Origin of the sequence: Pectobacterium aroidearum (genome assembly GCF_015689195.1) — a bacterium.
Taxonomy (GTDB): Bacteria; Pseudomonadota; Gammaproteobacteria; order Enterobacterales; family Enterobacteriaceae; genus Pectobacterium; species Pectobacterium aroidearum.
This window is the reverse complement of record NZ_CP065044.1, coordinates 4855914-4869743: the sequence shown is the minus strand read 5'-3', so window position 1 is coordinate 4869743 and position 13830 is coordinate 4855914. Positions and strand designations below refer to the sequence as shown.

The window sequence follows — 13830 nt, the reverse complement described above, 5'->3', positions numbered from 1 at the left end:
ACCGTTCGTGACCAAAGGTGTGTTTTTGGGTAGCGGAAAAGCTTCGTTTATCATCTGAACACGATAGCTAACGTCACGTTGAAGAGGTTTTCCCGAAAATTTTTGCACTTTTCCTGCCCGATTTTGTTTTTCGCGTGACCTACCTGATGTGTCTTTTTTTTCAATATTTCAGGGGAATGACAATGGCGATAAACAATCATAAGGGTGGGTGCATCGCACATAAACCTACCTTGGCGGTAACGCGGGCGGTGCAGTTAGCACTGTCCGGCGTATTGATCTTGAGTGCCGGAACGGTCAGTTCGGCGCTGGCGGCGGAAACGACGACAGCTGTCGCGGCGCCGACAGTGACGTTTTCTATCCCCGCTGGGCCGCTAGGAACCACGTTGCAGGCCGTTGCCAGCCGCGCCAATGTCATTCTCACGTTTTCTCCCGATCAAACACAGAATAAAACCAGCGGGAGTGTGCAGGGAACCTACACCGTTCAGGAAGCCTTTGCCGCCGCGTTGGCGGGAACGGGGCTGAGTGCGGTACAGACGGCCACAGGCTATCGGCTGGAATCCATGCTTGCTGCTGAGGGAAGCGACGGCAGCCTGCTGATCCCGACGCTTTCGGTCGTTGGCGGTACGTCGGACAGCGCCGCCGCCGGACGTTCCGTGTTGCGTCAGGCCGACGTTGACCGCGTGCAGGCCGATAATATTGCCAGCCTGCTCGATAAACTTCCCGGCGTGTCGATGGCGGGTTCTCCCCGTCCGGGGGGCCAGAGCCTGAACATCTGGGGCATGGGCGATATGGAAGACGTCAAAGTCGTGCTGGACGGCGCGCCAAAAGGCTTTGAGAAATACCGCCAGGGCTCGGTGTTTATTGAACCTGAGCTGATTAAGCGTATCGATGTCGATAAAGGGCCACATGATATTCGCAGCGGCAACGGCGGCTTCGGTGGCACCATTCATGTTGATACCAAAGACGCCAGCGATCTGCTGCTGCCGGGAGAAAACTTCGGCGGGATGGTCAAATACAGCTATCACACTAACGATCGACAAAATATATACAGCGGCGCGCTGTATGGCCGAACGGAAGAAGGGATGGCTGACGGCCTGCTCTACATGAGCAAGCGCGATGGCGACAACATCGAACGTCCTGACGGTACACGCTTTGTTTACTCGACCAGCGACATGGCGTCCTACTTACTGAAGACCAACATCTATCTGACGGATGCTCAGACGCTGACGCTCTCCGCGATGCGTTCTGAATCTGACGGCTGGCAGCCGTTTGCCGCGAAGCGTGACGATATGGCGTCCCCCACACAAAGGGAAGTTGACCTCTACGGCTGGGAAGAGGCCTGGCGGCGTAAGCTGGTTTATCGCGATCAGGTAGATAAGAACTACTCGCTGAAATGGAATATCGCGCCAGCGGATCAGCCGTGGCTGAATCTGACGGCGTCATTTGCCACCTCAAAAACCGAACAGCATGACCGACGCCCTGATTCGGCTTCACAGAGTAGCTATCTGGGATCGCTGGGGAATGAAAGCTGGGTGAGCTATAAAGATCAGTTGGCGGAGGTCAGTAACGAAAGCCAGTTCACCACCGGCCCGCTCGATCATAAGCTGCTGGTGGGGATGCGCTGGCACCAGCATAAGCGCGATACGCTGATCTACTACCCATCCGGTAAGAATAACGCCGAGTATAACTACGGCTATTTCCAGCCTTACTATATGCCGGCTGGGGAACAGGAAACCCGTAGCCTGTATGTACAGGATGCGGTGACGCTGGGTAGCGTGACGATCACGCCGGGCGTTCGTTATGACCATGTTACCAATACAGGGAAACCTAACCTCGCGCCGCGTTATAACAGCAGCATCCCGGCTGCAGGGCATGACTACAGCAGCGTGACCTACACCGGCTGGTCGCCGCGCATTGGGGCGTTGTGGAAGGCGACGGACAATCTGTCGCTGTTTGCCGATGTCAGCCGCACCTGGCGCGCACCTGTTGTCGATGAACAGTATGAAGTGCAGTCTGCCGCATCCAGCGTGCCGGGAACCAGCCGTAATCTGCAGGTGGAAAGCATCAAAGCATTTCGTCTGGGGGCGATACTCGATTTCAACAACCTGATGCTGGAAGAGGACAGCCTGCAAATCCGCACCACGCTGTTCCGCAACCGCGGGAAAAACGAAATCTTCTACCGTCGCGGTATCTTGTGTGAGGCGCAGACCCAGAGCGGAACTTCATCATCTTGCGGACAGCCGCTCTCTAACTACCGTAATCTGCCAGGCTATACGATTGAAGGGGTCGAAATTGAATCCTTCTACGACAGCCGCTGGCTGTTTGGCAGCCTGTCTTTCTCCTCGATTCGCGGCGAGCGCGATGCGTCACCGCGTAACCCGTGGGGCAATAAAACCTGGATTGCTGAAATCCCACCGACGACCGCACACGCTACGTTGGGCACCAAAATACCGAGTCTGGACATGGCGGTAGGCTGGACGGGCGATTTTGTGCGCAAACAGGATCGTTCACCTGCTGATGGCGACCCGCTGGCTGATATCTGGGCGTTACCGAAGAGTAAGGGATATGTGCTGCATGGTCTGTTCGCCAGTTGGCAGCCACAGGCGATAAAAGGATTTGAAGCCCGTGTGACGGTTGATAACCTGCTGAATACCGATTATTACCCGTATCTGGGCGAATCGGTCTCCGGCGTGGGGCGTAACGTGAAAATCAGCGTGTTACAACGCTTCTGATCGCGGCGTTCGGGGCGGAGAGGATTCCGCCCCGTTAGTAGAGGATGTTGCAAGGGCGTAATGCAAATTCAGCAAATTTGAATAATTTTCGTTTAGGAACTTGACAGTCAGAGGGAAAAAACATAAATAAGAACGATTATCATTCTTATATTTAAATGGCGCTCTGGAGTAAAGTTCGATGGTGAGGAAAGCGACGGCCAGCGTTAATGACTTTGCTCAGCAGCTCTATTTCGATCACCATCGCTGGTTGTATAACTGGCTGCGCCATAAACTGGACTGCGCCCAGCATGCGGAAGATTTGGCACAGGACACGTTCCTTAGCGTGCTGATGAACCCGGAGTTGCTCACAATTCGCCAACCGCGCCCGTTTCTGGCCACTGTGGCTCGCCGTCTGGTCGCCAATCACTACCGCCGTAAAAAGATTGAAGATGCCTATCTGGACGTGTTGAGTTCACAGCCGGATGCCTGTATGCCCTCCCCGGAAACGCGTCTCCTTACCCTCGAAATTCTTGAACAGCTTGACGCTGCGCTGGACGGCCTGCCAGCGCCGGTCAGGGAAGCGTTTTTGCTGGCACATCTCCACGGCATGCGCTACAGCGATATTGCCGAACGTTTACGCGTTTCCAGCAGTTCGGTGAAACAGTATCTGCAACGCGCCAACCTTCAGTGTTTCTTTGCGCTGCCGCTATGAACGATCGCACTTTTTATCGTGACAGACAGGGTCAGCCGATTCAGCCGGACAGTGCGCATGAAGCGGTGGCGTGGCTGACGCAACTGATGTCCGACAGCGTGACGGAGCAGGATCGCCGCGAGTGGCAGCGTTGGCGGGAAGCCTCGTCGGATAACGAACAGGCATGGCAGCATATTGAATCCGTGTGTGCCAATCTTAGCCAGCTTAACGCACGGGCGGCACATCAGAGCCTGTCGACGCTGAACGGTATGCAGCGCCGCAGCGTTCTTAAAGCGCTGGCGATCCTCTGCCTGACCGGCGGCGCTGGCGTGGCCGGATCGCGCACCGATCTCTGGCAGTCGTTGACGGCAGATTACCAGACGCAGGTAGGCGAACAGCAGCATGCCGTTTTGGACGATGGCACCACGCTGCTGCTGAATACGCAGACGGCGCTGAATGTGGCCTACGGTGACGATCTACGCCATCTCACGCTGATTAGCGGTGAAGTCATGATCGAAACCGGCCAGGCGGAGAAGGCCGCGCTGTATCCGCGCCCTTTCATTGTGACGACGGCACAGGGAAAGATGCAGGCGCTGGGTACGCGCTTTAGCCTGCGAGTGCAGGACGAACACACGCGGGTGACGGTGTATGACGGCGCGGTGAAACTTCATCCGCAACAGAACGGTCAGGACGTACAAGTGGTAAAAAGCGGGCAGACCGCGACGTTCACCACGCAGCGCTGTGGTCAGATAGAGACGGCGAAGGCCGAGCCCGCGTGGGTGAAAGGACAGCTGCTGGCGGATAATCAGCGTCTGGTGGATTTTGTTGATGAACTGAGCCGCTATCGCAGCGGTGTGATTCGTTGCCAGCCGGAGGTTGAGAGTCTGCGGTTTTCCGGTGTCTTTCCGCTGTCGGATACCGATAATATCTTAGCTGCGCTGGTGGAGGCGCTTCCTGTGCAAGTGCGTTATTTCTCTCGCTACTGGGTTCAGATTGCTGCGCGATAAAATATCCTGTCAAAAACCAATAACATTACTATTTATGCTGTTTTCACTTTTTTTCTGCCCGATCCTCATGGCTAAGCGACCTACCATTATCAGTTGCTTTTTTATGCCTAACGATGTGATGAAGAACGCATGATGATCTTCCCGGAACCCCATTCATTGAGCATGTTTCCTCTGCCTCTATGGCGCGGGGCGGTATGCTAATGATTGCACAGACGCTGAAAGACAATACGATTCGACCCGCCACAACGGTTCGCTGGGGGAGCGGCTCGTTGCTGGCGCTGGCGCTACACGCGGGGCTGATCGTCTGGATTAGCTACCATGCGCTTGATTCCTCCATTGAAGCGCCGCCGCCCGCCATGATGTTAATGGTGGCGGATAGCGTGCAGTCGACTCCCAGCCCTCAGGATGCGCCTGTTGGCCCGCAACAGACGCTGTCCACGCCGCAGGAAGCGATGACTCAACCGGAAAAAATGACGCAGGATGCGCCGTCGCTCGCGCCTGCGCCGAAGCCGGTGATTACGGCGGCGCAAAAGGAAAAATCGCAGCCGCAGAAAAAAGTACAGAAAAAAATGGAAAAGCCGGTGCAGGAGACGACGCCGCAGGAACCGATTGCGCCGTCGGAAAAACCGCCAGCTCCCGTCACCAGCGCCCCGCTGCCGGGTAGCAGCCAGCAGGTTGCTGCACCGTATAACAGCGATGCTGCGCAAATGCGTAAAGGGGTTGCTGACTGGAGCAGCCAACTACTGGCGCACCTGAGCCGCTATAAACGGTATCCGGCACAGGCGGTTCGGCAGCAGTTGCAGGGCATCGCCCAGATTCGCGTGACGTTGGATCGGACGGGGAAGGTGCTGGCCGTCTCGTTAGCCAGCAGCAGCGGTGTGATGCCGCTGGATAAGGAGTCTGTTGCCTTGCCGCAGCGTGCTCAGCCGCTTCCGGCGCCACCAGCAGAGGTCATTGGGGATAATGCGCAGCTCGCCATCACGATCCCCATTAGCTTCGATTTACGGGAAGTGCGCCGCTAGTCGGCATCAGCTAGCTTGCCGTGTTGGCGTCATAGCCCGCATAAAAAAACCGAATCGCATAAGGGTTGCCTTGTTCAGTAAAGAATTCTGCGATTCTCTCCCGTTCCAGCCCGTAGCGGCGTGACAACAACCCTGCTTCGAAGGCGGCCTGCTGACGGTCGCCTTTGGTTTCCGCCAGATTGTGAGCATAGCCGCAGATATAGCCGCGCCGATAATCGTAGCAGTAAGGGTGGATGTCGTTGGTGGATTTTGGGCTGGCGGATCTCAGCCCGGCGAGGACACCCCGCTCAAAATGGTTTCCCATAATAATGCTCCGTGAATGATCGTTATATATTTAATGATATAACGCTTATTTATCACTCACCAGATCTGTTGAAAAATATTCCTGAATCCGTCATACGCGGTCATATACTATTGCCCTGCTTGCTGAACGGGCTGGTTGTCTGCGCCTGATGGGCACTCTGGGAATACGGAATAGTTAACAAGGAATAACAGCATGATGCACCCGCAAGACGCTTCTCCGGCGATTGGTATCGATCTGGGCACGACAAACAGCCTGATTAGCGTTTGGCAACATGGCGAGGCACGCCTGATACCGAATGCGCTAAATGATAACTTCACGCCCTCGGCCGTCAGCCTTGATGACGACGGCAGCATTCTGGTAGGTAAACCCGCGATTTCCCGTTTAACGACGCATCCACAGGTGTCGGCATCGCTGTTTAAGCGTTATATGGGGAGCAAGAAAACCTTCAGACTTGGGGACAAAACGTTCTCTCCTGCCGAACTGTCAGCCATGGTGCTGAAATCGCTCAAAGCCGATGCGGAAAGTTATCTCGGGCATCCCATCAAGGATGTCGTGATTTCCGTGCCAGCCTATTTCAGCGATGAACAGCGCAAGCAGACGCGTTTTGCGGCGGAACTGGCGGAGCTAAATGCGGTTCGCTTAATCAATGAGCCTACCGCCGCCTCTATGGCTTACGGCTTACACACACAGGAGCTGGGGCGTACGCTGGTCTTCGACTTAGGCGGCGGCACTTTCGACGTCAGCGTGCTGGAGTATGCGTTTCCGCTGATCGAGGTACACAGTTCGGCGGGTGACAACTATCTGGGTGGCGAAGATTTCACGCAGGCGATGGTAAAAAGCTGTCTGAAAGCGTGGAAGCTTGAGGATACGGTGATTCCAGCGACGGATCTGGCACGTCTTTACAGTCAGGCTGAAGCGCTGAAATGTCAGCCCGGTTTTCCTTCCCAATCGAATGAGCTGGTGTGGCACTGGCGCGAGGAAGACTGGCGTATTGTGTTGAATGATGAAGATATCGAAGCAGCGTGGCTGCCGTTGATGAACCGCATTCGAGCCCCGATAGAGCAGGCGCTGCATGATGCTCGCCTGAAACCAGAGCAGTTAGACCATGTGGTGCTGGTCGGCGGGGCATCAAAGATGTCGATTATCCAGAAGCTGGTGGTCAGGCTGTTTGGCAAATTACCTTACCAGCATCTGGATGCAGATACCGTTGTCGCCAAAGGTGCGGCGGTGCAGGCCGCTTGCCGGCTACGCGAGCAGGATATCGAAGAAGTGATCCTGACGGACGTTTGTCCGTATACCCTCGGGATTAAGACCGCCAACGATAAACAAAACGGCCTGTTTTCTCCCATACTGGAGCGCAATACGGTGGTGCCGACCTCAAGGGTTGAAACGTTTTCCACTGGGTCACCTGGGCAGGACAGTATCTGCATCGCGATTTATCAGGGAGAAAGCCCTTACGTCGATAACAACGTGTTTATCGATGAATTCACCATGCCGATAAAAGCGAAATCATATAAGCAATCTATTGAGGTACGTTTCAGTTATGACATCAATGGGCTGCTGGAAGTGGATGTTAACCTGCCGGACAGCGGCGATAACTTCACGAAAGTGATCGATCGCAGTCCGACGGGGCTAAGTGCCGAGCAGCAACAGAAAAGCCACCATAAGCTGCAAGCGCTGAAGATTCACCCCAGAGATAATCTGATGAACCGCAACCTGCTGGCGCGGCTGGAAAAAGCCTGGGCGCAGACGCGTCTGGAAGAGCGGGAGCAGATCGGCTTCTGGCTGCGGGATTTTGAACAGGTGCTGGCGGGGCAATATGCCCCCGCCATTGACGAAACGCGGCAGCGTATTGAGCAGTATCTGGATGAGGTCTATCGCTGATGTTTGGGCGGCGTGTAATGGCTACGCCGCCCAAATTATTTTCGTCAGGCCGATGTGGTGCCGGTGTCGGTCTTCTTGCCAGCCGGTGGCGGCCCGAATTGGTTCCAGCGGTTAATGCTCGGTGCCAATAAGGGGAGCAGCAGAAATATCGGGATGAGTAGGCTAAAGAAACTCATCCCCCACGGCTTACTGTAGCCGATGTCGTTATAGCGTCGGCGTGTGGCAACCAGCAGATTGAGCACGATGAGCACTATCAGCAGCCCTTCAATATACGGCGGCGGCGACCCTATCCAGTCACTCGCGCGATAGAGAAAATAGCTTCCCAACCCGCCCTGTATCAGAAAACCGAGACGGCCAATGCGGGCGTTTGTGCGCCAGAACTGCCACCAGTAGCTCTTTTTAGCCGGTGCGGCTTTGAACAGGCGTTCACGCCGATCGGCACATTGCAGCAGGACTTTTGCGACCAGCCGCAGCGTGACGTCTTCGTGCGGATAGGACACATGCTCGGCTAAGAAACCCTGATCGCTGTTATCGAACAGGAATGTGTCATCTTTTGCACAGCTCTGAATCAGCTTGCCGATGAGGGTGACCCGCTTGTCATCGGAGAACTGTTTTAGCTGTTTCTCCAACTCGTCCGACCCTTCGGTAAAGGCGGTGCGTATCGCTTCCTCCTGTTCCATTTCTACGGGGAGCGCGGCCAGCCGTTCAAGGTGCTGCGATGTCTGTTCTTCTTCCCCCATGAGTGCATAGAACGTGTGGAAAAAGATCTGGTAGATAATGGGCGATGTCGCCAACTCTGCCTGCCAGCGCGCATCGGCAAGATAAAAATGGCTCGCCGCAGACGCGCTGTACATCTCGCTGCTGTTGAGATACTCCTCAATAGAAACGGGGAAGTTCATCCAGCAGTGATAGTGCAGCGGGTCGCTGAGCACCAACTGCTTTTTCAGCGGTGTTACTGCATCGTCATGACGGCATTCCGCCTTGCGAAAGAGTCGAGAGAGTGAATGCGCTGGGTGGGTTAAGGCCAGTTCAGGCAGCACCGACTGGCGCGGTAACCCCAGACACGAGGTTGGATCGGTCATCATTAATGCGATCAAAATTGCCTGTCTCAGTTCCTCTCTGGCGCTGAGATCCTGCGGCTTTTCCACCCCTTGCGGTGCCAGAGACGCATCGCACTCGTAGCGTGCGGACAGTTCGACCAGACAATCATTGATCGGGTCGATTTCCTCCGTGTGTATGCCGCTGCTATACAGTTTGTTTAGCTGATTCAGCGACAGCGGACGCCATTGCCGCAGCCAGGTTTGCGCTTGCAGCCAGGCGAATGATTTCTGGTTGGTGAACACACTGGGCAACTCCGCTTCTGACGGCGAATACAGCCATTCCGTGAAAGCATGGATCGCGCCGGAGGTATTCAGCCAGGACAGGCGCTGTGCTGCCTGAAACTGTAATCCCTGTAAGATCAACGCATACAGTGGTTCGTCGGGCAACGGTTGCGCCAGAATGTCCTGCAACAGGCGCTCATTACCCACGGTTAACATGCTGGCGTGCCAATACAGGCGATCCTGAATGGCCTCCCCGCTGTGTAGCAGCAGGTGTCGGTAGATATCCCGTAGCTCCTGCTTGCCCAGCTTCCAGCGGGCGTAGCTTTCCGCCATCGGCGACAGCGGCAGTTTCAGCGCCTCTCCCCAGCGTATCAGCATCTGGGTGTTGTGCTGTGAAATGAAGAAGCGTTGGCGCGGATCGTCCAGCGCTAACCCCGTCAGATCCGGTGCTGGCGTGTAGTTGAACGACTGAATCAGTAAGGGAAGGGCATCCGGCTGGTGCTGTTTACACCAGTCGATCAGCCATTGCTCCGCCTGTGCATGGTGAGTGTGCTGATAAAGTGTCAGCCACAGCGTGAAGGCGCGTTCGTCTTCTCCGCTCAGGGCACAGAGGCTGGCACTGAGCGCAAGCCATTCCGCGTCGTTCGGTGTTGTGTCCAACTGCTGCAGACAGTAATCGCGCAGTATGGCGTTAGGGACACCGGCATGGCTGTGCCAGCGCGCCAGTTTTTGCATCAGCGCCGGGCTGTCAGGCCAATAAATCGCGGTCGGATTACGCAGCAGCGTGCCCAACATAAATGCCGGACGGTTCCAGTACGTTCCGTTAGCCTGCTGGAAATAGAAGATGGTTTCCAACTGTGCGGGCCGGTTCAGGTGTGAGAGCAGGGAGAAATCGAACAGATCTTCATAGTCGAGCGAGTCGAGGAAGTGACGGACATCTTCCACCCCGTCGCCAGACAGTTCACCCTGCCGCTGCTGCCAGCGCAGGCGTTCGGCCAGTGTGCGAACACAGCGGATGGAGATGCAAGGTTCGCTCATCAGGCGCTGGAGCAGCGGCCAGCGAATGCGATCGATCACATCGAAAGTGTGTTGGTTCAGTCGCTGAATGTAACGTTCCCAGTACAGCGGAACGACGCGTTCGGCCGGATTGCCTAGCAGCTGATCAAACGCGTTAACCAGCGCTTCTGCCTGGGGATCGGCGTGTTCGGCAGAGGCATTCTCGGTTGTCTGGGGAGTGTCGCACGATTCTGTTGCGGTCTGTTCTTCATCACCTAACGACACAGGATTTTTCGCCAGTTTGCAGGCGGTATCGTACGCCTCGCGCAACTGCTTAAAGCCCTCGGGGTCGGTTTCCGGGTGAAACTGCGGTATTTTTTGACGATAGGCCTGACGGATAACATCCAGATCCTGAGTCGGCTCAATGCCTAATCGCTGCCAGCACAGTGTGTCCATTATATTTCCGCTTCTGGTAAGGACTCGGGCTTATCCATTTCTATCGGATCAACATCCCAGTCGAGGTCATGAATCGGGCAGTCTGGGTGAGTGTAGAGCGTGCCGATCTGGTCAATGTAGTCAGGATTCTGGCTAGCGTTGCTGAAAATGTAGCGCTGGCATTCCGGGTCTTCCTCATCCGAAGAAAGCCAGTAGGTGCGGCCGATCAAGAATGCGGCGTAATAATTTTCCCAACTGCGGTAATAGTAACGCGCCCTGTCGGCCAGACGGGTGTGAATCCACAGGTTCTCTTTTTCACTAATCCAGCCGTTGAGTAACCCGACGCGGCTCAGGAAACTCATGCGCCCCAGATCCCAGGCGCGTATTCCACCTTCGCCGCATAGCGCGGCCGTTTCGGTCACCAGCATGAGCGCACCTTGTGCTTCTTCAGATTGATTGGCGCAATGCTGTTGCCATTCGGATGCCGTCAGGTGGTGCCAAAGGTGGTAGTAATACGCCAGACGCTCGGCATGGCCGCCGTCTGTCATATCGTTAATCATTGAGATCAGCCCCTCGCGGGAAGTGATACCCCAGCTGTTGCTCAGACTGATGGTTTCACCGGGCTCATAAAAGGTCGGGTCGAAGAAGCGGGCGCCGTACTTGATATTGAGGGCGACCATTGGGGCGGAAAGCGCCATCAGCCAGCGCTGATATTCAGGTTCCATCAGAATAATGTCCAATTCCATCATGGTTAGCCTGCGATCGTACTTTATGTACCTGAATATCGGTAGCTTTCAATCGAACGAAAAATGGCCATGTTTCACAATTTACTGATTTCATACGATAAAAATGGCGAGTTTGCGGAGCGGTTCGCAGGGGGAGGTGTTGTTTCGGTATTGAGGGGATATTTTCCGCTTCAGACGGTTATACTCGTCATACTTCAAGTTGCATGTACGTTGGCTGCGTTCACTCACCCGAATCACTTACTTAAGTAAGCTCATCGGGATTCCTTCTCTTGCCGCCTGCCTGAAACTTGAATTATTTAGAGTATATACTGTCAGCTAATCGACGTTATTTATAAAAACTTCACCGGAAAGCAAGTATGTTAAGTTACCGCCACAGTTTCCATGCCGGCAATCACGCCGACGTGCTGAAGCACACCGTTCAGAGCCTGATCATCACTGCCCTGAAAGAGAAAGAAAAACCTTTCCTGTATCTGGATACCCACGCGGGTGCCGGCCGCTACCAGCTCAGCGGCGAACACGCCGAGCGCACGGGCGAGTATCTGGATGGCATCGCGAAAATCTGGCAACGTGACGACATTCCGGCTGAACTCGAACCTTACATGCAGGCCGTACACACCTATAACCACAACGGCCAACTGCGCTATTACCCCGGTTCCCCGCTGATTGCGCGCCAATTGCTGCGTGAGCAGGACAAGCTTCACCTGACCGAGCTGCACCCCAGCGATTTCCCGCTGCTGCGCAATGAGTTCCAGAAAGATTCGCGTACCAAAGTGCTGCGCGACGATGGCTACCAGCAGTTGAAATCACAGTTGCCGCCGCTTTCTCGTCGCGGTTTCGTACTGATCGATCCACCGTATGAGTTGAAAACGGACTATCAAGCTGTGGTGAAAGGTATTCAGGAAGGGCATAAGCGTTTTGCCACTGGCGTCTTTGCGCTGTGGTATCCGGTGGTGCTGCGTCAGAATATCAAACGTATGCTGAAAGAGCTGGAAGCCACGGGCATTCGCAACATTCTGCAAATTGAGCTGGCGGTGCTGCCGGATAGCGATCGCTACGGTATGACGGCGTCGGGCATGATTGTGATTAACCCGCCGTGGAAGCTGGCATCGCAGATGAAAAGCGTGCTGCCGTGGCTGCATAGCGTGCTGGTACCGGAAGGCACCGGACATACGCTGGTGGAGCAAATCGTACCGGAGTAATGCACACGGTTGTGGTGGGGGACGCGGTCGGTTTTTCCTATCGCAACCATAGGCATAACCTTTATTCGGCATAGGGCTCTGGCGTTACACTCTAGGCAAATTTTATTCACTTAAGCATGGATACACTGATGACCAAACACTATGACTATCTTGCTATTGGCGGCGGCAGCGGCGGTATCGCATCTATCAACCGCGCGGCGATGTATGGACAAAAATGTGCGTTGATCGAAGCGAAATATCTGGGCGGCACCTGCGTCAATGTCGGCTGCGTGCCGAAGAAAGTGATGTGGCATGCGGCGCAGATTGCCGAAGCGATCCATCAGTATGGGCCGGATTACGGGTTCGATACCACGGTGAACCAGTTCAACTGGGGCACGTTGGTCAAGAACCGTAGCGCCTACATCGATCGCATCCACCAGTCGTATGATAACGTGCTGGGCAAGAATAAGGTCGATGTCATCCACGGTTTTGCCCGCTTTGTCGATGCGCACACGGTGGAAGTGAACGGCGAAAAAATTACGGCTGACCATATCCTGATCGCAACGGGTGGTCGTCCGGTTCATCCTGATATTCCCGGTGCGGAGTACGGTATTGATTCCGACGGCTTCTTTGAGTTGGATGCGTTGCCGAAGCGTACCGCGATTGTCGGTGCAGGCTATATCGCGGTGGAAATTGCAGGCGTGCTGAACGGACTGGGTTCTGAAACCCACCTGTTTGTACGCAAACACGCGCCGCTGCGCAGCTTTGATCCGTTGATTGTCGACACGCTTGTGGAAGTGATGAACACCGAAGGGCCGACGTTGCATACCGAGTCGATCCCGAAAGCGATTGTGAAGAATACGGATGGTAGCCTGACGCTGGAGCTGGAAAACGGTCAGTCACAAACCGTCGATTGCCTGATTTGGGCGATTGGTCGTGAACCAGCGACGGATAACCTGAACCTGAGCGTCATCGGCGTAGAGCTGAACGACAAAGGCTACATCAACGTCGATAAGTTCCAGAACACCAATGTCCCTGGTATTTACGCTGTTGGCGATAACACTGGTGCCGTCGAGCTTACGCCGGTTGCCGTCGCGGCGGGGCGTCGTTTGTCCGAACGTTTGTTTAATAACAAACCGGACGAGCATCTGGACTACAGCAATATCCCGACCGTCGTCTTCAGCCATCCGCCGATTGGCACCGTTGGGCTGACCGAACCGCAGGCGCGTGAGCAGTACGGTGACGATCAGGTGAAAGTGTATAAATCTGCCTTTACTGCGATGTACACCGCCGTCACACAGCACCGTCAGCCGTGCCGCATGAAGCTGGTCTGCGTGGGCAAAGAAGAAAAAATCGTCGGCATCCACGGCATCGGTTTTGGTATGGACGAGATGCTGCAAGGCTTCGCGGTTGCCGTCAAAATGGGCGCGACTAAAAAAGACTTCGACAACACCGTCGCCATCCATCCGACTGCGTCGGAAGAGTTTGTGACAATGCGGTAATGGTGTAGGGAAGGAAAGCGAGCCTGACGGCT

General features: G+C 55.1%; 10 protein-coding genes. 7 read left to right on the top strand and 3 right to left on the bottom strand.

The features are described 5' to 3' along the window. Window positions 1-182: 182 nt before the first annotated feature. The 4 genes from I2D83_RS21735 (at window position 183) to I2D83_RS21720 (ending at window position 5431) form a co-directional block, all read left to right on the top strand. Window positions 183-2732, top strand: a complete 2550-nt coding sequence (locus tag I2D83_RS21735) for a TonB-dependent receptor (protein ID WP_205947293.1) — start codon at window positions 183-185, stop codon at window positions 2730-2732. A gap of 178 nt (window positions 2733-2910) precedes the next feature. Next, window positions 2911-3423 (top strand): sigma-70 family RNA polymerase sigma factor, encoded by a 513-nt coding sequence (locus I2D83_RS21730; protein ID WP_015842278.1) that lies wholly within the window; start codon window positions 2911-2913, stop codon window positions 3421-3423. Next, window positions 3420-4409, top strand: a complete 990-nt coding sequence (locus I2D83_RS21725) for a FecR domain-containing protein (protein ID WP_205947292.1) — start codon at window positions 3420-3422, stop codon at window positions 4407-4409. The genes I2D83_RS21730 and I2D83_RS21725 overlap by 4 nt, the downstream gene beginning before the upstream one ends. A gap of 194 nt (window positions 4410-4603) precedes the next feature. Further along, complete coding sequence (locus I2D83_RS21720; RefSeq protein ID WP_241007251.1) at window positions 4604-5431, top strand: energy transducer TonB; 828 nt, start codon at window positions 4604-4606, stop codon at window positions 5429-5431. Between the two features lie 10 nt (window positions 5432-5441). On the opposite strand, the gene I2D83_RS21715 is transcribed toward I2D83_RS21720, so the two are convergent. Then, entirely contained in the window at window positions 5442-5735 is a 294-nt protein-coding gene (locus I2D83_RS21715; RefSeq protein ID WP_015842275.1) for a DUF2623 family protein, read from the bottom strand. Window positions 5736-5927: 192 nt separating this feature from the next. On the opposite strand from I2D83_RS21715, the gene I2D83_RS21710 reads away from it, so the two are divergent. Next, window positions 5928-7619 carry a molecular chaperone HscC gene (locus I2D83_RS21710; protein WP_205947291.1) on the top strand — a complete coding sequence of 564 codons (1692 nt, stop codon included), beginning with the start codon at window positions 5928-5930 and terminating at the stop codon, window positions 7617-7619. Window positions 7620-7663: 44 nt separating this feature from the next. Here I2D83_RS21710 and I2D83_RS21705 read toward each other — a convergent pair whose 3' ends face one another. Then, entirely contained in the window at window positions 7664-10393 is a 2730-nt protein-coding gene (locus I2D83_RS21705; protein ID WP_205947290.1) for a J domain-containing protein, read from the bottom strand. Continuing rightward, the gene (locus tag I2D83_RS21700) at window positions 10393-11121 is read right to left on the bottom strand and encodes a DUF1266 domain-containing protein (protein WP_043881851.1); all 729 of its coding nucleotides are present in this window, start codon (window positions 11119-11121) and stop codon (window positions 10393-10395) included. The genes I2D83_RS21705 and I2D83_RS21700 overlap by 1 nt, the downstream gene beginning before the upstream one ends. 353 nt (window positions 11122-11474) lie before the next feature. Here I2D83_RS21700 and I2D83_RS21695 point away from each other — a divergent pair, with 353 nt between their 5' ends. Both I2D83_RS21695 and gorA read left to right on the top strand, forming a co-directional pair. Then, window positions 11475-12317, top strand: a complete 843-nt coding sequence (locus I2D83_RS21695) for a 23S rRNA (adenine(2030)-N(6))-methyltransferase RlmJ (protein ID WP_015842271.1) — start codon at window positions 11475-11477, stop codon at window positions 12315-12317. A 128-nt stretch (window positions 12318-12445) separates the two neighbouring features. Further along, entirely contained in the window at window positions 12446-13798 is a 1353-nt protein-coding gene (gene gorA / locus I2D83_RS21690) for a glutathione-disulfide reductase (RefSeq protein ID WP_181848045.1), read from the top strand. The last annotated feature ends 32 nt before the right edge of the window (window positions 13799-13830 follow it).

Coding starts and splice junctions, on each gene's coding strand:
- I2D83_RS21705 (WP_205947290.1), bottom strand. CDS start 10,393: ATGGACACACTGTGCTGGCAGCGATTAGGCATTGAGCCGACTCAGGAT.
- I2D83_RS21725 (WP_205947292.1), top strand. CDS start 3,420: ATGAACGATCGCACTTTTTATCGTGACAGACAGGGTCAGCCGATTCAG.
- I2D83_RS21715 (WP_015842275.1), bottom strand. CDS start 5,735: ATGGGAAACCATTTTGAGCGGGGTGTCCTCGCCGGGCTGAGATCCGCC.
- I2D83_RS21730 (WP_015842278.1), top strand. CDS start 2,911: ATGGTGAGGAAAGCGACGGCCAGCGTTAATGACTTTGCTCAGCAGCTC.
- I2D83_RS21695 (WP_015842271.1), top strand. CDS start 11,475: ATGTTAAGTTACCGCCACAGTTTCCATGCCGGCAATCACGCCGACGTG.
- I2D83_RS21700 (WP_043881851.1), bottom strand. CDS start 11,121: ATGATGGAATTGGACATTATTCTGATGGAACCTGAATATCAGCGCTGG.
- gorA (WP_181848045.1), top strand. CDS start 12,446: ATGACCAAACACTATGACTATCTTGCTATTGGCGGCGGCAGCGGCGGT.
- I2D83_RS21720 (WP_241007251.1), top strand. CDS start 4,604: ATGCTAATGATTGCACAGACGCTGAAAGACAATACGATTCGACCCGCC.
- I2D83_RS21710 (WP_205947291.1), top strand. CDS start 5,928: ATGATGCACCCGCAAGACGCTTCTCCGGCGATTGGTATCGATCTGGGC.
- I2D83_RS21735 (WP_205947293.1), top strand. CDS start 183: ATGGCGATAAACAATCATAAGGGTGGGTGCATCGCACATAAACCTACC.